The sequence below is a fragment of the Pseudomonas sp. PDM31 genome, assembly GCF_019218965.1.
Taxonomy (GTDB): Bacteria; Pseudomonadota; Gammaproteobacteria; order Pseudomonadales; family Pseudomonadaceae; genus Aquipseudomonas.
On the sequence record NZ_JAHUWS010000001.1, the window covers coordinates 331102 to 349602 of the forward strand.

General features: G+C 59.6%; 12 protein-coding genes. 5 read left to right on the forward strand and 7 right to left on the reverse strand.

Translation table 11 applies throughout. The features are described from left to right. Positions 1-32 precede the first annotated feature (32 nt). Positions 33-200 carry a hypothetical protein gene (locus KW839_RS01300; RefSeq protein WP_218423140.1) on the forward strand — a complete coding sequence of 56 codons (168 nt, stop codon included), beginning with the start codon at positions 33-35 and terminating at the stop codon, positions 198-200. Positions 201-609: 409 nt separating this feature from the next. Next, positions 610-1491, forward strand: coding sequence for an ABC transporter permease (locus KW839_RS01305; RefSeq protein ID WP_218423141.1), 882 nt, complete (start codon positions 610-612; stop codon positions 1489-1491). A 43-nt stretch (positions 1492-1534) separates the two neighbouring features. Here the strand turns inward: KW839_RS01305 and KW839_RS01310 are convergent, their stop codons facing one another. After that, positions 1535-2035 (reverse strand): MgtC/SapB family protein, encoded by a 501-nt coding sequence (locus KW839_RS01310; protein WP_218423142.1) that lies wholly within the window; start codon positions 2033-2035, stop codon positions 1535-1537. A 122-nt stretch (positions 2036-2157) separates the two neighbouring features. Here KW839_RS01310 and KW839_RS01315 point away from each other — a divergent pair, with 122 nt between their 5' ends. The 3 genes from KW839_RS01315 (at position 2158) to mapR (ending at position 5941) form a co-directional block, all read left to right on the forward strand. Beyond that, positions 2158-2391 (forward strand): DUF3203 family protein, encoded by a 234-nt coding sequence (locus tag KW839_RS01315; protein WP_218423143.1) that lies wholly within the window; start codon positions 2158-2160, stop codon positions 2389-2391. Positions 2392-2586: 195 nt separating this feature from the next. Further along, positions 2587-3999 (forward strand): cytochrome c oxidase accessory protein CcoG, encoded by a 1413-nt coding sequence (gene ccoG / locus KW839_RS01320; protein ID WP_218423144.1) that lies wholly within the window; start codon positions 2587-2589, stop codon positions 3997-3999. A gap of 532 nt (positions 4000-4531) precedes the next feature. Beyond that, entirely contained in the window at positions 4532-5941 is a 1410-nt protein-coding gene (mapR, locus tag KW839_RS01325; RefSeq protein WP_218423145.1) for a GntR family transcriptional regulator MpaR, read from the forward strand. Positions 5942-5959: 18 nt separating this feature from the next. Here mapR and KW839_RS01330 read toward each other — a convergent pair whose 3' ends face one another. The 6 genes from KW839_RS01330 to KW839_RS01355 all read right to left on the reverse strand — a co-directional run bounded on the left by KW839_RS01330 (position 5960) and on the right by KW839_RS01355 (position 18361). Beyond that, on the reverse strand, positions 5960-6706 hold the full coding sequence (locus KW839_RS01330; RefSeq protein WP_060542261.1) for an SDR family oxidoreductase: 747 nt from the start codon (positions 6704-6706) through the stop codon (positions 5960-5962). Between the two features lie 290 nt (positions 6707-6996). Beyond that, on the reverse strand, positions 6997-9075 hold the full coding sequence (locus KW839_RS01335) for a bifunctional diguanylate cyclase/phosphodiesterase (RefSeq protein WP_218423146.1): 2079 nt from the start codon (positions 9073-9075) through the stop codon (positions 6997-6999). Between the two features lie 286 nt (positions 9076-9361). Then, positions 9362-10843 (reverse strand): efflux transporter outer membrane subunit, encoded by a 1482-nt coding sequence (locus tag KW839_RS01340; protein ID WP_218423147.1) that lies wholly within the window; start codon positions 10841-10843, stop codon positions 9362-9364. After that, positions 10840-13947, reverse strand: coding sequence for an efflux RND transporter permease subunit (locus tag KW839_RS01345; RefSeq protein WP_218423148.1), 3108 nt, complete (start codon positions 13945-13947; stop codon positions 10840-10842). Before KW839_RS01345 ends, KW839_RS01340 begins: the two co-directional genes overlap by 4 nt. Then, positions 13944-17048 (reverse strand): MdtB/MuxB family multidrug efflux RND transporter permease subunit, encoded by a 3105-nt coding sequence (locus tag KW839_RS01350; RefSeq protein WP_218423149.1) that lies wholly within the window; start codon positions 17046-17048, stop codon positions 13944-13946. Before KW839_RS01350 ends, KW839_RS01345 begins: the two co-directional genes overlap by 4 nt. Continuing rightward, positions 17045-18361 (reverse strand): MdtA/MuxA family multidrug efflux RND transporter periplasmic adaptor subunit, encoded by a 1317-nt coding sequence (locus KW839_RS01355; RefSeq protein ID WP_218423150.1) that lies wholly within the window; start codon positions 18359-18361, stop codon positions 17045-17047. The genes KW839_RS01350 and KW839_RS01355 overlap by 4 nt, the downstream gene beginning before the upstream one ends. Positions 18362-18501 lie beyond the last annotated feature (140 nt).

The following is an 18501-nucleotide window of genomic DNA, read 5'->3' on the forward strand; positions in this document are numbered from 1 at the left end:
ACTCACGCCATGTGCCACTGGAGGCTCGAATCATGACCAATCCATTCCCGGCCGAAACACCCGACCCGAACATCGACGACCCGGTGATCCCCCCCACCGATCCGCAACCGGTCCCGGAGCAGGACCCTCCAGGCACCGTCCCGCCGCCCAGGGAAGAGCCACCGACAACGATGCCGCCAGTGATTGTTGCGCCCAATTAAAGACAGTTGATCGATGACTCCCAGTAGGAACCGCCGCAAGCTTGAGTAGCTTTCGGTAGTTCCTACACCTGCCCCTGTAGGAATTAATTCCACTTTCAATATCCGTGCGACCTTTCCTAACGTTTTGTAGTACCAATCTGGTACTGCACTTTTCACCCTTTTGCCTCTTACGAAAATATGTTGCATGAGTTTACATAGGCCAGCACCCGCCCTGAGCGTACAGCCATGATTTTTTTAGCTTGATGAAAAGTCGGACAGAGAGCGCACTTACATATGCGCCCAATGAGTATTTGACTGAAGGTTGGGCTGACCTTGAAAATATACAACTACGAGCTTTTATACTTCCAAGCGAAGTTAAACCCTGCTGAGAAAATCGAAAAAAGTTCGATCCTGAAAAACCTGGAAGATCATGCACACCACAGACAATTCGATTTCAATAAAAATGAGCTTTCAAAAAGCCTCCCACTTTCTCGCGAACAAGCTTCCACGCATTCGACTACTGAATCACTGGAGCAACAAAAAATCCATCAGTGCGAGATTTGCAATGAGAACCCCTAAAGCGCCGTTATTTTTTCCGCGTTCGATACGACTTATAAAAGAATGCACAAAGGATCCCGCGACTGTTGTCTGGGCTCTGGCATTACCCTGCGCTTTGTTCTGCTTGTTGACGATCTTCGCGCAAGACACAAGCCGCCTACAAAGTGATTACGCCTTGGAGACAGGCTGGTTTTATGCCTACATCTCATTAAGCCTTGCACTCTCCGGATATTCATCTGATGTTGTGAAATGTCGAGAAAGCGTATTCATACGCTGCTTCCTTTGCAGTAAAAAATTAAAAGCTTCGTTTATCATCAGCCATTTTGTGGCCTACTCGATAATATCAATCCTTTATTGCCTGATTTTTTACCTGACCACAAAGCTGCCTTTCGGGGCCTTCGAACTCGGAGAGTTATCAAGTATCGTGGCACGCTCATACATTTGCTTTCTGATGTTTTGCGGTATCGGCTTACTGATCACATTTCTCCCCATAAGCACAGGGCATTTTCGAGAACTGTCCGCCATCATAATATTATGCTTGGTTCTAACCGGGGTCATGGCAGACGCCGACACCAACAACATCACAGACTTTATAAGCTGGACGAACCCTCTAAGCTTCGCAAAACATTTAATGACCGACGACCCGGCTAAAAGCATGTCTATCGCATGCTGTATTAGCTTATTCTTTATCTGCACACTGGCAACGACAATCAAACTACTAACCGCACATTCACAATACAATCGCTACCATTGACCAGTGATGGTTTAGCCCGTATAGGAGCTGTCGAGGGCTGTTCCTACACGGGCGGATTTTTGTCGAGCATCTTCACGATCCTCGGCATCACACTGAAAACCCCCAACGCCAACAATGTACTGAGCACCGCCGTCGCTTCCCTGCCCAACCCCGCCGAAACACCGATAGCGGCGGTCATCCACAGGCCGGCGGCGGTGGTCAGGCCCTGCACGTGGCCTTCGTCGCCCTCGTTGTTTTTCAGGATGGTGCCGGCGCAAAGGAAGCCGATGCCGGCGATGACGCCCTGGATCACCCGGCTCATGGCGTCGGCCTGGGAGCCGGACATCTGCGGGACCAACACAAACAATGCGGCACCGATCGCTACCAGCATGTGGGTACGAACCCCGGCAGCCTTGCCTTTGTGTTCACGCTCGAAACCGAGAATTCCGCCGAGCAACGCAGCAGTCAACAGGCGCACGGTAACCCGGGTCAGCTGTGAGGCATCGCCGATGTCGGCGAACTCCGCTTGCAGGGTTGCCCATACTTCATGCCACCAGGCGTTCATGTTGTTGTCCTTGTATGGAGGGCCTTGGAGAGTGATCGCAGTGACCATTAATCGGCTGCATAGAACGATGACCCGCGCTGACGCCCTAATGTTTCAGGCCCCTGTAAAAAAAGGATCACGCCATGACCGTGCGCATCGAAAACCAGACCTGTTTCCTGACCACTGAAAATGGCGAAGAGATTCGCCTGTGCCCCGATGTGACCATCATCACCGACGGAGAAAAAGCCATGTCGGCGGTGGATCTCAGCGGCCAGCGCATCTACATCACCGAAGCTGAAGCCGACGCATTGACCGTAGCAGGCGCAGTGGATGGCCGCCGGCACTTGAAGGAAACGGATGGTGATTCGGTGGTTTGACGGACCTTGATCAACAACCGACGCAGACGTCTGATACAGGCGTCTGTACTTGCAAGTAAAAGGTGCTTCAACTTGCTGCAGGCAAGCGTTCAAAGGCCATCTGATCCGCTTTTTATTGCTTTACCTGAGTCTGTTATGCAAACAGATCACCGCCCATAGTGCTCATGCCTGATGGAGGCTGATGAGCGAAAGACCATGAGCGAGAGAATCCCCGTCCGAACCGTTGAAACCTATGAGCCTTCACGCACGAAAAAGAAGGCCGCAACCAGCGACAACCTGATCCACACCCGCAGTTTCACCGGCCTGTACCGTAACTTGCGCATCAGCGGCGCGAGTCTGCTGTTTTTGCTGTTTTTCGGCACGGTATGGCTCGATTGGGGTGGCCGTCAGGCTGTGCTATGGGATCTTGGCGAAAGCAAATTCCACATATTTGGTGCGACCTTCTGGCCGCAGGATTTCATTCTGCTGTCGGCGCTGTTGATCATCGCCGCGTTCGGCCTGTTCGCGATCACGGTGTTTGCCGGCCGAGTCTGGTGCGGCTACACCTGCCCGCAGAGTTCGTGGACCTGGATTTTCATGTGGTGCGAGAAAGTCACCGAAGGCGAACGCAATCAGCGAATCAAACTGCAAGCAGCGCCCTGGGGCCTGAACAAGCTGATGCGCCGCTCGGCCAAACACACGCTGTGGCTGGCTATCAGCTTGCTGACCGGCCTGACCTTCGTTGGCTATTTCACACCGATCCGCCCGCTCGCCGAAGAGTTGCTGACCCTGCAGATGAGCGGCGCAAGCCTGTTCTGGGTGCTGTTTTTTACCGGCGCCACCTATATCAATGCCGGCTGGCTGCGCGAAGCGGTGTGCATGCACATGTGCCCCTATGCACGGTTCCAGAGCGTGATGTTCGACAAAGACACCCTGACCATTTCCTACGACGTGGCCCGTGGCGAAAACCGAGGCCCGCGCAAACGCGAAGTCAAACCCGCCGAAGTCGGCCTCGGCGATTGCATCGACTGCCAACTGTGCGTGCAGGTCTGCCCGACCGGCATCGACATCCGCGACGGCTTGCAAATGGAATGCATAGGTTGTGCGGCGTGCATCGACGCCTGCGACTCGATCATGGACAAGATGGGCTATGCCCGCGGGCTGATCAGCTACACCTCCGAGCATCAGTTGCAAGGTGGCAAGACCCACCTGCTGCGTCCGCGTTTGATTGGCTATGGCGCCGTGTTGCTGGTGATGATCGCTGCACTGGTGGTCGCACTGGTCGAGCGCCCGATGGTGTCGCTGGACGTCAGCAAGGACCGCGGCCTGTTCCGGGAAAACAGCCAGGGGCAGATCGAGAATATCTATAGCCTGAAGGTGATCAACAAGACACAGCAGCGCCAGGATTATCGGCTGACACTGGTCGATGGCGACGGCTTTGAGTTGCAGGGCAAAACCGGGTTTAGCCTGGCTCCCGGGGAGATTGTCGATGTGCCGGTGTCGGTAGCCATGACCACGGAACGGCCGAGAAGCAGCTCGCAAAGTATCAGTTTCAAGGTTATCGACAGCGACGAACCGCAGATTTACAGCGTGGCGAAGAGTCGGTTTGTTTCCCCGGTGAATCGTTGAGGCTAAAATCCACCCCCTCATCGGAACGCCGCCCGCCCATCCCTCTCCCCCAGAGGGGGCGAGGGGAAAGGGAGCCGATCTTCAGCGTTTTCAAAAGCTTTGTTCGCCTGAATAGTTCAGGTCGCCGTACTCCTGACAAACACCACGATCAGTCCCCTCTACCCCTGGGAGAGGGTTAGGATGAGGGCTTTTTAAACCCCAGTTCGCCCGGATAATTCAGGTCGCCGTATTCCTGACAAACACCACGATCAGTCCCCTCTACCCCTGGGAGAGGGTTAGGGTGAGGGCTTTTTAAACCCCAGTTCGCCCGGATAATTCAGGTCGCCGTATTCCTGACAAACACCACGATCAGTCCCCTCTCCCTCTGGGAGAGGGTTAGGGTGAGGGCTTTTTAAACCTCAGTTCGCCCGGATAATTCAGGTCGCCCTATTCCTGACACACCACGATCAGTCCCCTCTCCCTCTGGGAGAGGGTTAGGGTGAGGGCAGTTCCCCCTGACACACCACAAACACAACTGGCAACAAGGCCCCCGATGAAACGCTACGAAAAATTCGCCGACGACATCGCTGAACTGATCCGCTGCGGCGTCCTGGGCCCAGGCCAGCGCGTACCATCGGTGCGCTACGCCAGCCAGACTTACGGCGTCAGCCCTTCCACCGTATTCCAGGCCTACTACCTGCTGGAGCGCCGCGGCCTGATCCGTGCGCGCCCGCGTTCCGGCTATTTCGTCAACGCCCATGCCCCAACGCCGTTTTCCGAGCCGGTGATCAGCAGTCAGGTCAGCGAAACCACTGAAGTCGACGTCAGCGAACTGGTGTTCTCGGTGCTCGATTCGATCAAGGACCCCAATACCGTGCCCTTCGGTTCGGCCTTCCCCAGCCCGACCCTGTTTCCGCTGCAACGGCTGTCACGCTCGCTGGCCAGTGCCACGCGGGATATGGACCCGCGCATGGTGGTCACCGACATGTCCCCGGGAAACCCGCACTTGCGCCGACAGATCGCCCTGCGCTACATGGTCGGCGGCCTGATGCTGCCCATGGAAGAACTGCTGATCACCAACGGCGCCCTGGAGGCACTCAACCTGTGCCTGCAAGCGGTGACTCAACCCGGTGATCTGGTGGCAATCGAAGCCCCGGCTTTCTACGCCTGCCTGCAAATCCTCGAGCGCTTGAAACTCAAGGCCGTGGAAATCCCGGTACACCCGCGCGACGGCATCGACCTCGGCATGCTCGCGCAAACCCTGGAGCGGCACCCAATCAAAGCCTGCTGGTGCATGACCAGCTTTCAGAACCCCATGGGCGCGACCATGCCCGAGGCGAAGAAACAGGAACTGGTTGAGCTCTTGCGCAGCCACCAGGTGCCACTGATCGAAGACGACGTCTATGCCGAGTTGTATTACGGCCAGCAGGCGCCCAAACCGGCCAAGGCGTTTGATACCCAAGGATTGGTGATGCACTGTGGTTCGTTCGCCAAAAGCCTGGCCCCGGGTTACCGCATTGGCTGGGTTGCGGCCGGGCGCTTTGCGCAAAAGATCGAACGGCTCAAGCTCATGACTTCGCTGTGCGCTTCGATGCCGGCCCAGGCTGCCATCGCCGATTATCTGCAGCACGGTGGATATGACCGACATCTGCGCAAACTGCGTCAAGCGCTGGAAGATCAGCAAACCGCCATGCTTGCCGCCATCGCCCGCTACTTCCCGGCACAGACGCGGGTTAGCCAGCCAGCAGGCGGGTACTTTTTGTGGCTGGAGTTGCCGCCGCAGATGGATTCGCTGAAGTTGTTTCAGATGGCCCTGGCACAGGGCATCAGTATTGCGCCGGGGCCAATCTTTTCGCCGGCGCAGCGTTTCAGCAATTGCATCCGGTTGAATTATGGCAGCCCGTGGGATGAGGCTGCCGAGAAGGCGATGGAGACCTTGGGCAGGATAGTCAGGTCTTTCTGAAGGCTTGGTGTTGTCTGTCTACCGCCCACCGCCCAGATCAACAAAAGTCCCCGTCGCATAAGATGCCTTGTCCGACAGCAACCACACAATCGCCTCGGCCACTTCATCCGGACGCCCACCCCGCGCCATCGGGATCGCCGACTCCAGTTTGCTGACCCGGTCAGGATCACCGCTCAGTGCATGGAAATCGGTATAGATGTAACCGGGACGCACCGCGTTGACCCGAATCCCCTCGCCCGCCACTTCCTTGGACAGGCCGATAGTGAAGGTGTCCAGTGCGCCCTTGGATGCGGCATAGTCGACGTACTCGTTCGGCGCGCCCAGGCGGGCGGCCACCGAGGACACGTTGACGATGCTGCCGCCCTGCCCGCCGTGCTTGGGCGACATGCGCAGGATCGCATGCTTGGCGCAAAGCATCGGCGCAAGAATGTTGGTCTTGAGGATTTTGAGAATGCGAAATTCCGACATTTCGTCGACCCGGGACTTCTGCCCGACAGTTCCGGCGTTGTTCACCAACGCCGTGACCCGCCCCAACTCACTGTCCACGCGATTGAACAAAGCGATGACTTCGTCTTCGATACTGACATCCGCCCGCACGGCTATGGCCTGGGCGCCAAGGCCACGCACTTGCTCCAGCACACTAAGGGCCGCCTGTTCGTCGGCCAGATAGTTGATGCAGATCCGGTAGCCCTGCGCAGCAGCCAGTAGCGCGGTGGCGGCTCCGATACCACGGCTGCCGCCGGTGATGACGATGACTTTATCCATGTGAGTTTTCTCCCCAATCAACGCTTAAGCGGTACGGGGGAAGAATAACCGCCATTTCAGGTTTTTGCATGGCGCTAGCAATGTCATCTGCTGACGCCATCACGGGCAAGCCTCGGTGCTACAGGCCATGTAAAACCTGAAGCGAGCCTGATCGTGATGGACTCAAGACCACCGCGGCGAACCAGACACCCCGCGACATCGTTAACCACCATCGCGAGCATGCGCGCTCCTGCATGGGAATGCGGTCACCTGTAGCGAGGCTTGGCCGCGATGAAAGATTACGCGCAGGTTCAAACCGCCTCCAACTGCTCCCCACGATGAATTGCCACCATGAACCGCTCAGCCGGCAGCGGATGTCCCAGCAGGCAACCCTGCAGCGATTCGCAGCCGAGCCGGGTCAGCAAATCCTGCTGCGATCCGGTTTCCACTCCTTCGGCGGCGATGCGCAACCCCAGGGACTGGCCGAGGGCGACAATGGCCGAGACAATGGCGGCGTCCTCACTGTCGCGCTCCAGGTCAAGGACCAGGCTGCGGTCGATCTTCAGTTCGTTGACCGGCAGGCGCTTGAGGTATTTAAGGCTCGAATAACCGGAGCCAAAGTCATTGATGCACAGGTCAATACCCATTTGCGACAGTTCCTGCAGCACCACCATGCTTGCATCGGCATCGCTCATGGCGGTGGTCTCAGTGATTTGCAGGGTCAGGCAATTGGGCGGCAACTGATGGGTGGCCAGCGCTTTGGCAACACTTTGAACCAGACCTGCGTGGCAAAATTCGATAGCCGAAAGATTCACCGCAATGCGCCACCCGGTGTGTCCCAGCAGGTACCACTGGCGCATCTGCTGGCAAGCTTCATTGAGCATCCACTCGCCGATCGAAATGATCAGGCCGGGCTTTTGCGCCAGGTCGATGAATTTGTCCGCCAGCAGCAAGCCCTGGGTCGGGTGCTCCCAGCGCAACAGTGCCTCGCCACCCACCGGGCGGCCACTGGAGGCATCGAACCTGGGCTGGTAATGCAGGCGCAATTGTTGCTGTTCCACGGCATGACTCAGGTCTTGCTGCAATTGCGGCTGGTCGCACCCAAGACTGTTCATCGAAGCGTCAAAAAAGCTGTAGCCGTTTTTACCTGCGCCTTTGGCTTGATACATCGCCGCATCGGCATTGGTCAGCAATTCGTGGGCGGTCTGGCCATTGCCCGGATAGAGCGCGATCCCGATGCTGGCGGATATCTGCAAATCATGTTCGTTGACCCGGAACGAACGAGCGATCAAACCGACCTGTCGAGCGGCGAGAATCAAGGCGTCATTCTGTCTGGCCAGTCGCACCAGTAGCACGAACTCATCGCCACCGATACGCGCCAGGGTGTCGTTGCTGCGCAGATCCTCGCGCAGGCGCAGGGCGACTTCGCGCAGCAATAGATCACCCATGTGGTGCCCGAAGGCATCATTAACCGGTTTGAAGCCATCCAGGTCGATGAACATCAGTGCAATGCAGCCGCCCTCCTCCTGCACTCGCGCCATCGCCTGATCGATTCGCTCAGCGAGCAACATACGATTTGGCAGACCGGTCAAGGTGTCATGCGAGGCCAGTTGGGTCAGTTCACGGTTTGCCACGGTCAGCGACTGCGCAAGGCTCGCGGTACGGGCCAGTCGCGCATCGAGGATCGAAGTCAGCAAGGCAATGCTCAATACCGCCAATGTGGTGATCAGCACCAGGTTATCCAGGCCCTTGCCATTCAGGCCGGTGGCGGCCGCCCCGCAAAAGCTGCCGTCGGCAAAGCGCGCCGCGGCCATGCCGGTGTAGTGCATGCCGACGATGGCGATACCCATGATCACCGCCGCACCGGCACGGATCACACGCACGTAAGGTGCGTGCTGGCGCAGGCGAAAGGCGATCCACAGCGCCGCACCCGAGGCGCCCACCGCGATGATCAGCGATGCGCCGAACAGCGTCGGGTCGTAATCAATGCCCGGTTGCATGCGCATCGCGGCCATGCCGGTGTAATGCATGGCACAGATACCGGCCCCCATGACCAGTGCACCGAATGACAGTTGCCAGGCGGGCAGTCGCGGCTGGCTGACCAGCCATAGGGCGAAACCGCAGGAAAGAACGCCGATCAACAACGACAGCAGCGTAATGGGGATGTCGTAGCCCAGTTGGATCGGGAGCTTGAACGCGAGCATGCCGATAAAGTGCATCGACCAAACCCCGACGCCCATGGCAATCGCGCCGCCCACCGTCCATAAGTGCGCGGCCCGGCCCTTGGCAGTGGCGATACGCCCGGACAGATCAAGTGCGGTGTATGACGCCAGGATCGCTACACAGAGGGAAATGATAACCAGTGTGGGTGAATAGTTACCGATGAGCATGAGTCTTCTCGCGATTGCCGCCGGGAATGAATGCCATTCACGGCCTGAAAACTACCTAGGTTGTACAGATTACGCAAATGAACGTACCGACAAAACTAGCAAACTGCCATCATTTCGATAAAACGTTTGTTTTAAGGTAGAGGGTTAAGTTGGGAATGGCGCGGCCGTGTGTACGAATCGTGCAAAAGGTGACTCTTGCGCAGGGGCTGCCGGGCGTTTGACTGAGGTGAAGGAACGTTGCGATACGCCCCCTCGCCACCGACCGGGCCCTCCTGGCGGAGTGTGTTCATTGGCTGTCGCGGTCCTCAAGCTGCCCGTCCCAGCCACCACCCAAGGCTGCAATCAACTGGACGCTGGCAATCAACCGGCTCTGCTGCAGGTCCAGCGCACTGCGTTCGTTGTTCAACGCCGTCGCCTGGGTCACCACCACATCGAGGTATGCAATCAGACCGGCCTTGTACTGGTTGCGGGTCAGGCGCAAGGACTCACGGGCCGCGTCCAGCGCCTGCTGGCGCACGACAGCCTCGTCCTGCAGTACCTTGAGCTGCACCAGGTAGTTTTCCACTTCTCGAAAACCATCGAGCACCGTCTGGCGATACTTGGCCACGGTTTCGTCATAGGCAGCTTCGCTGCGGTCGACTTCCGCCGAGCGCTGGCCGCCATCGAACAGGGTCATGGCCAGTAGCGGCCCGACCGACCAGAAACGGTTCGGCACGCTGAACAGATTGTTCGAGGTGCTGCTGCTGTAGCCACCGTTCATGCTCAGGGTAAGGTCCGGGTAGTACGCAGCCTTGGCTACGCCGATGTTGGCGTTGGCGGCAATCACCGAGCGCTCCGCCGAAGCAATGTCCGGGCGTCGTTCGAGCAATTGCGATGGCAGCGCCAGAGGCACTTGCGGCAATTGCGGGATGTCCTGGGTTTGCCCCAGGCCGAATTCGGCTGGCGGTACGCCGATCAGCACCGCAATGGCATTCTCGAACTGTGCGCGTTGCCAGATCAGGTCGATCATGTCGGCCTCGGTGCTCTTGAGCTGGGTCTGCGCCTGGGCCACCGCATCCTTGCCGGAAACGCCGGCGCGATACTGGTTTTCGGTCATTTTCAGCGAGCGCTGATAGGCCTCAACGGTGGCCTCGAGCAAGCGTTTCTGCTCATCAATCACCCGTAATTGCAGGTAGTTCTGCACCAGCTCCGATTGCTGGCTCAGACGCATGGCCGCAAGGTCGGCAAAACTGGCCTCGGCATTGGCGGTGTCGGCTTCCAGGCCCCGGCGCAACTTACCCCAGATATCCGCTTCCCAGCTCACTCCGGCCTGTGCCGTGTAAGTATCACGGATGCCACTGGAGGAACTGCTGAGGCTGGAGCTGCTGCTGCCGGTCCCCTGGCTGGAGCGGTTCTTTCCGACAGTCAGATCCACTGTCGGGAAAAACGCGCCACGGGCGCTGCGCACCAGGGCCTGAGCCTGGCGATACTGGGCTTCGGACTGAGCCACGGTCTGGTTCGAGCTATTGAGTCGTTCGATCAGGCCATTGAGTTGCCGATCGCCATACAGCTCCCACCACGCGCCGCGAGCGAGGGCGTCGCTCGGGCTGGCCTGACGCCAGCCTGGCGCGGCCTTGTACTGTGCCGGCGCGGCGGCTTGCGGACGCTGGTAGTCCGGGCCGATGGCGCAGGCACTGAGCAACGCTACACACAGCGACAAGCTCAGCAACCGCGAGCCTCGGGCGGTGATCAGCGGTGCAGCCAGGTTGAACAGCGAGCGGTCAGTCATAGCGGAGTTTCCAGAGCAGCATCGGTACGCACACCACGCCAGTGGTTGAAGCGATGGCGCAGTTTGTCGAGATAGAGGTAAACCACCGGGGTGGTGTAGAGGGTCAGCACCTGGCTGAAGATCAACCCGCCGATGATGGTCAGGCCCAGGGGCTGGCGCATTTCCGCCCCTTCGGCACGGCTGAGCAACAACGGCACGGCCCCCAGAATCGCCGCCAGCGTGGTCATCAGGATAGGACGCAGACGTTGCAGGCAGGCACTGCGAATCGACTCCAGTGGCGCCATGGCTTGCTGGCGCTCAAGTTGCAGCGCAAGGTCGATCATCAGAATGGCGTTTTTCTTTACCACGCCGATCAGCAGGAACAGCCCCAGTAACGAGATCAGGCTGAATTCGCCACCCAATACATAGATCGATAGCAACGCGCCGACCCCGGCGGACGGCAAGGTCGACAGAATCGTCAATGGATGGATGTAGCTTTCATACAGCACACCCAGCACCAGGTACACCGCCACCAGCGCCCCGAGGATCATCCACGGCTGGCTCTTCTGGGCCGCGGCGAAGGCATCGGCAGTGCCGGCCATTTTCGCGATCACGTCCTCCGGCAAACCCACCTTGGCAATCGCCCGCTCAATGGCTGCACTGCCCTGCTCCACCGTCACCCCTTCGGCCATGTCGAAAGCAATGCTTTCCGAGGCGAACTGGCCTTCGTGGCTGACCCGATCGTCTTCCAGGCTGTTCTCATAATGGGCGATGGTCGACAGCGGAATTCGCGCACCGTCGGCGGTAATCACCTGGACCTGTTTGAGGGTGATCGGGTCCTGGGCGTACTTCGGATTGACCTCCATCACCACCTGATACTGGTTGAGACTGTCGTAGATGGTGGAGATCTGCCTCTGGCTGTAGGCGTTGTTCAACACCGAGGTAACCATGTCCATGTCGACCCCCAGGCGCTTGGCCTGATCGCGATCGACGATCAGGGTAACCTGCTGCGCGCCCCGGCCTTCGCGAGCGTCGATCGCCGTCAGCTCCGGCAAGGCCTTGAGAGCGGTGACGACTTTCGGATACCACTCGCGCAACGCCCCCAGGTCACCGCTTTGCAGGATATAGCTGTACTGCGAGGAGGTCTGTTCGCGGCCGCCACCGAACTGCAAGTCCTGGTCGGCCATCAGCATCAGTTGCGCGCCAGGGACCTTGGGCATTTCCTTGCGCAGGCGTTCGATGACTTTTTGCGCGGAAATGCTGCGTTCCTTGATCGGCTTGAGCCGCACCAGCATGAAGGCGTTGTTGGTGCCGTTGCTGCCGCCGATGAAACCGGCGACGCTTTCCACCGCGTCATCCTTGAGTGCCGCGCGGCGGAAGATTTCCATTTTCGGCTGCATCACGCTGAACGACAGACCATCATCGCCGCGCACGAAACCGATCAGTTGCCCGGTGTCTTGCTGAGGCAAAAATGTTTTAGGAACAATGATATACAGCGCGATATTAACGCCAATAGTCACGAACAAACTGAGCAACGTCAGGCGCCGATGACGCAAGACCCAGTCGAGGCTGGTAGCATATTTACCGACCATCCAGTCGTTGGCCCGCCGGCTCCAGCGTTGCAGTCGATTCTCCTGCCCTGGCACATGCGGCTTGAGCCAGCGCGCGCAGAGCATCGGCGTCAAGGTCAGCGAGACCACCAGCGACACCACGATGGAAGCGGCCAGGGTGATGGAAAACTCACGGAACAGGCTCTCGATGATGCCGCCCATGAACAGGATCGACAGGAACACCGCCACCAGCGAGACGTTCATCGACAGCAAGGTGAAACCAACTTCCTGCGCCCCAAGGTACGCCGCCTTCATCGGCCGCACGCCTTCGTCGATATGCCGGGAAATGTTCTCCAGCACCACGATGGCATCATCCACCACCAGCCCGGTGGCCAGGATCAGCGCCATCAACGACAGGTTGTTCAGGGAAAAACCGTAGAGGTACATGACCGCGAACGTACCCACCAGCGATACCGGCACCGCCAGGGTCGGGATCAGCGACGCCCGGAAGTTACCGAGAAACAGGAACACCACCAGGATCACCAGGGCCACGGCAATCAGCAGGGTCATTTCCGCTTCGTGCAGCGTCGCCTTGATCACCGGTGAACGGTCCATGGCCAGGTTCAGTTTGACGCTGGCCGGCAGCACCGCCTGCAACGCCGGCAACTGGGCCTTGATCTCGTTGACCGTCTCGATGATGTTGGCGCCGGCCTGCCGGTTGATCACCAGCAGCACCGCTGCGTCATCGTTGAAAAAACCGCTGTTGTAGCGGTCCTCCACGCCATCGCTGACCTTGGCTACATCCTTCAGGCGCAAGGCCGCGCCGCCGTTGTAGTGGATGATCAGCGATTCGTAGTCTTTGGCTTTTTCCAGTTGGTCGTTGGCCTGGACCTGCCACAGGCGCTGATCATCCTCGACCGAACCCTTGGGCCGGCGCACGTTGGCATTGGCGATGGTGTTACGTACATCATCCAGAGCCACGCCGTACTGATTGAGCGCCTGGGGTTCGAGCTCGATGCGCACCGCGGGCAAGGAGCTGCCGCCGATCTGCACTTCACCGACGCCCTGCACCTGGGACAGGCTCTGGGACAGGATGGTCGAGGCAAGGTCATAGAGCTGGCCCTTTTCCAGCACATCCGAGGTCAGCGACAGCACCATGATCGGCGCCTGGGACGGGTTGACCTTCTTGTAGGTCGGCATGCTGCGCATGCCGCTGGGCAGCAGCGTGCGCGAGGCGTTGATGGCCGCCTGGACTTCCCGCGCCGCGCCGTTGATATCACGATCGAGGTCAAATTGCAGGATCACCCGGGTCGAGCCCTGGCTGGAGCGGCTGCTCATGGTGTTGACCCCGGCGATGGCGCCGAAGGAGCGTTCAAGCGGAGTGGCCACGGTCGAAGCCATGACCTCGGGGCTAGCGCCAGGCAGGCTGGCCTGGACCACGATCACCGGGAAGTCGATTTGCGGCAGTGGCGACACCGGCAACAGGCCGAAGCTGACGCCGCCCAGCAACATGATCGCCAGGCTCAGCAGCATGGTGGCGACCGGGCGCTTGATGAAGGGGCCGGAGAGGTTCATGGCTGTTCTACCGCTTCCATTGACTCAGGCTTGCGGCCCCAGCGCCGCCCCAGGCGGTCGAAGTACAGGTAGATCACCGGCGTGGTGAACAGGGTCAAGACCTGGCTCAGCAACAAGCCACCGACCATCACCAGCCCCAACGGCTGGCGCAACTCGGCACCGGAACCGGTGGCCAGCATCAGCGGCACCGCACCGAACAACGCCGCCAGGGTGGTCATCAGGATCGGCCGGAAGCGCAGCAATGCAGCCTGATAGATCGCCGTCTGCGGGTCCATGCCCTGGTTGCGCTCGGCGTCGAGGGCGAAGTCGATCATCATGATCGCGTTCTTCTTGACGATGCCGATCAGCAGGATGATGCCGATGATCGCGATCATGCCCAGGTCATTGCCACTGAGAATCAGCGCCAGCAAAGCGCCGACCGCGGCCGACGGCAGGGTCGAGAGAATGGTGATCGGATGGATGTAGCTCTCGTACAGCACGCCCAGCACGATGTACATGGTCACCACCGCCGCCAGAATCAGCAGCAAGGTACTCGAGAGCGACGCCTGGAAAGCCTCGGCCGCGCCCTGGAACCGGGTCTGTACGCCAAGCGGCATGCCGATGTCCTGCTGCACCTGCTCGATGACCTCTACCGCATGCCCCAGCGCCACGCCGGGCGCCAGGTTGAAGGACATCATCACCGCTGGAAACTGGCCGATGTGGGTGATCGCCAGTTGCGCCTGGCGCTCCTCAATGTGCGCCAGGCTGGACAAGCGCACCTGGCCGCCATCGGTGGTCTTGACGTGAATCTGATCCAGCGCCTGCGGCCCCAGCTTCTCTCCGGACTGCGATTGCAGGACCACGCGGTACTGGCTGGCCTGGGTGTAGATCGTGGAAATCTGCCGCTGGCCGAAAGCGTCGTACAGCGCATCGGTGATGTTCGACACCGATACACCGACCCGCGAGGCGGCGTCGCGGTCGATCACCAGATAGACCTGCAGGCCTTTGTCCTGCAGGTCGCTGGCAACGTCGGTCAGCTCCGGCCGGTCTTTGAGGGCGTCTACCAGGCGCCCGCTCCACAGGCTCAACAGGTGCGAGTCTGGTGACGACATGCTGAACTGGTACTGCGTACGGCTGACCCGGTCTTCAATGGTCAGGTCCTGTACCGGTTGCATGAACAGGCGGATGCCGACCAGCTTGTCGACCTCCGGCTGCAGGCGCGCGATGATTTCAGTCGCGCTCAGGTCCCGATCACCGTGAGACTTGAGGTTGATCAGCATGCGACCGCTGTTGAGCGTCGAGTTATCGCCGTCCACGCCAATGTAGGACGACAGGCTTTCGACCGCCGGATCAGCCAGGATCACCTTGGCCAGTTGCTGCTGACGCTCGCTCATGGCCGCGAAGGAAATCGATTGGGGGGCCTCGGAAATCCCCTGGATCACCCCGGTGTCCTGCACCGGAAAGAAGCCTTTAGGCACAATCAGGTACAGAAACACCGTCAGCGCCAGGGTGCCGATGGCCACCATCAGGGTCAGCGGTTGATGCTTGAGCACCCACTGCAACTTGCGCCCGTACGCGGCAATCATCCAGTCGATGGCTGCACCGCTGGCCCGATAGAAACGGCCCTGCTCTTCTTCCTTGGGCTCACGCTTGAGCAGCCGTGCGCACATCATTGGCGTCAGGGTCAGGGAGACCACCAGGGAAATCAGGATCGCCACTGCCAGGGTGATGGCGAACTCGCGGAACAACCGCCCTACCACGTCCGCCATGAACAGCAGCGGGATCAGCACGGCGATCAGTGACAGGGTCAGGGAAATCAGAGTGAAGCCGATCTGTTTGGCGCCCTTGAGTGCCGCATTCAACGGGCTGTCACCTTCTTCGATGAAGCGGGAAATGTTCTCCAGCATGACGATCGCATCATCCACCACGAAGCCGGTGGCGATGGTCAGGGCCATCAGGGTCAGGTTGTTCACCGAGAACCCGGCCAGGTACATCACGCCGAAGGTACCGATCAGCGACAGTGGCACGGCCACCGAAGGAATGATCGTGGCGCTGGCCCGGCGCAGGAACAGGAACGTCACCATGACCACCAGCGCGATGGCGATCAGCAGTTCGTGCTGCACGTCCTTGACCGAAGCGCGGATGGTCTGGGTGCGGTCGGTCAACACAACGACGTCGAGACCGGCCGGCAGGTTGTCGGTGATGCTCGGCAGCAGGGCCTTGATCCGGTCCACCACCTCTATGACGTTGGCGCCGGGCTGACGCTGGATGTTCAACAGTACGGCCTGGTTTTCGTTGGCCCACGCGGCCAGACGCTCGTTCTCCGCCCCGTCGACGATTTGCGCCACGTCCTTGAGCCGCAACGGCGCACCGTTGGCATAGGCCAGGATCAGGTTGGCATAGTCCTTGGGCGAGGTCAGTTGGTCGTTGGCATCGAGCATCGAGACTCGGGTCGGGCCGTCGAAATTGCCTTTGGGCTGATTGACGTTGGAGGCGCCGATCAGGGTGCGCACGTCCGACAGGTTCAGGCCGTTCGCCGCCAGGGCTTCGGGGTTGACCTTGATGCGCACGGCCTGACGCTGGCCGCCGGCAATGCTGACCATGCCGACGCCGCTGATCTGGGCGATTTTCTGCGCCATGCGGGTGTCAACCAAATCATTGAGCTTGGGCAGCAGCATGGTCTTGGAGGTTATCGCCAGGGTCAGCACCGGGGTGTCTGCCGGGTTGACCTTGTTGTACACCGGCGGTGCCGGCAGATCCTTGGGCAGCAGGTTGGTCGCTGCGTTGATCGCGGCCTGCACTTGCTGTTCGGCGACATCCATGTTGATGTCGAGGCTGAACCGCAACGTCAGCACCGACGCCCCGCCGGAGCTGGTGGAGGCCATTTGCGTCAGGCCAGGCATTTGCCCGAACTGCCGCTCGAGCGGAGCCGTCACGGCGCTGGTCATGACATCCGGGCTGGCGCCGGGATAAAGGGTCATGACGCGAATGGTCGGGTAATCGACCTGAGGCAAGGCCGATACCGGCAGCAGGCGATAGGCGATCACACCGGCCAGGATAATGGCCAGCATGCTCAGGGTAGTGGCTACCGGGCGAAGGATGAACAGCCGCGAGAGATTCATGCGCCGCCCTTTTTCGCCCTGTCGCGGGCCGCCGGCTCAAGCGCGTCGACCGCCGATTTGCCTTGCAGATTCCCGGTTGGCGTAGAGGGCACGTCCTGGCTGTCGTTGACCACTTCAACTTCGCTGCCGTCTTTAAGGCGGTCCGTGCCTTCGAGAACGACCCGGTCGCCTGGCTGCAGGCCTTCGGTGACCACCGTATTTTCACCGTCGCTGGCGCCGACCTTCAGTTGGCGGATCTTGACCTTCTTGTCACCATCCAGGGCATAGACGAAGGTGCCATTGGTGCCGAACTGAATGGCAGCGGAAGGCGCGAGTACGACATCCTTGAGGGTGTCGGCCAGCAGGCGAACGTTGACGAACTGATTGGGAAACAACGACTGGTCGCGGTTCTCGTAACGGGCCTTGAATTTAAGGGTGCCGGTGGTGACATCGATCTGGTTGTCCAGACTTTGCAACACACCGGTGGCCTGCAGCCTTGTATCGCCACGATCCCAGGCTTCGGCGGGCAACTTGGCGCCACTACGGTAGCGGGCGAGTACGGTTTCAAGGCTGTTTTCCGGCAGGGTGAAGGCGACGCTGATCGGTTGGGTCTGGGTGATGATCGCCAGTGCCGTGGTGTCATTGGCCGCCACCAGGTTGCCGACGTCCAGCTGCCGCAGGCCTACACGCCCGGCAATCGGCGCGCGGATCCTGGTGAATTCCAGATTGAGCCGGGCGTCGTTGACCGCCGCCTGATTGGTCTTGACCGTGCCCTGGAACTGACCGACCAGCGCCTCTGCGGTGTCCAGGGTCTGCTTGGCAATGCTGTCTTCGCGGTACAGGCCGCGATAGCGATCAACGTCGACCTGGGCGTTTTTCAGTTGCGCCTGATTCTGCAACAGGGTGCCTTCAGCCTGGAGCAAGGCGTTCTGGTACGGACGCGGGTCGATCTCGGCCAGCAAATCGCCAGCTTTGACCATCTGCCCTTCTTCAAAGTGGATCTTCATCAATTCGCCACCGACGCGGCTGCGCACATTGATGGTGTTGAGCGCCGTGACCGTGCCCAGCGCCTTGTAATACAGGGGGAAGTCACCCTTGACCGCTGGCGCCACACGCACCGGCACCGGCCCTGAAGCGCCGCCGAACCCCGGACGCATCCCTCCCGACTTGCCGGTGTGCCCGGCGACGGCTTTTTGCCCGCTGCTTTCTTTTTGGGCCGCGCCGGTGGGCCAGAACTTCCAGCACAGGGCTGCGATGACCAACAGGACCAGCAGGCCGAACAGCCAGCGACGGGGACTACGGGAAGCGGAGGATTGCATTGAGTGATCAACCATTGGGCGCGTGGGCTTCTTTTACATGAGGCTGAACGATAAGCACTGGCGAGTCTTAAGCAAAGCGCCTTTACCGGCAATTTACCTTCAGCTTACGTAGCAGGAGTTTTATCTAAGACACTGAAGCACAAATGAAAACGGCC

What these genes read in the sequence shown, in the direction of transcription:
- KW839_RS01300 (WP_218423140.1), top strand. Translation starts at nt 33, where the DNA reads ATGACCAATCCATTCCCGGCCGAAACACCCGACCCGAACATCGACGAC.
- KW839_RS01305 (WP_218423141.1), top strand. Translation starts at nt 610, where the DNA reads ATGCACACCACAGACAATTCGATTTCAATAAAAATGAGCTTTCAAAAA.
- KW839_RS01310 (WP_218423142.1), bottom strand. Translation starts at nt 2,035, where the DNA reads ATGAACGCCTGGTGGCATGAAGTATGGGCAACCCTGCAAGCGGAGTTC.
- KW839_RS01315 (WP_218423143.1), top strand. Translation starts at nt 2,158, where the DNA reads ATGACCGTGCGCATCGAAAACCAGACCTGTTTCCTGACCACTGAAAAT.
- ccoG (WP_218423144.1), top strand. Translation starts at nt 2,587, where the DNA reads ATGAGCGAGAGAATCCCCGTCCGAACCGTTGAAACCTATGAGCCTTCA.
- mapR (WP_218423145.1), top strand. Translation starts at nt 4,532, where the DNA reads ATGAAACGCTACGAAAAATTCGCCGACGACATCGCTGAACTGATCCGC.
- KW839_RS01330 (WP_060542261.1), bottom strand. Translation starts at nt 6,706, where the DNA reads ATGGATAAAGTCATCGTCATCACCGGCGGCAGCCGTGGTATCGGAGCC.
- KW839_RS01335 (WP_218423146.1), bottom strand. Translation starts at nt 9,075, where the DNA reads ATGCTCATCGGTAACTATTCACCCACACTGGTTATCATTTCCCTCTGT.
- KW839_RS01340 (WP_218423147.1), bottom strand. Translation starts at nt 10,843, where the DNA reads ATGACTGACCGCTCGCTGTTCAACCTGGCTGCACCGCTGATCACCGCC.
- KW839_RS01345 (WP_218423148.1), bottom strand. Translation starts at nt 13,947, where the DNA reads ATGAACCTCTCCGGCCCCTTCATCAAGCGCCCGGTCGCCACCATGCTG.
- KW839_RS01350 (WP_218423149.1), bottom strand. Translation starts at nt 17,048, where the DNA reads ATGAATCTCTCGCGGCTGTTCATCCTTCGCCCGGTAGCCACTACCCTG.
- KW839_RS01355 (WP_218423150.1), bottom strand. Translation starts at nt 18,361, where the DNA reads ATGGTTGATCACTCAATGCAATCCTCCGCTTCCCGTAGTCCCCGTCGC.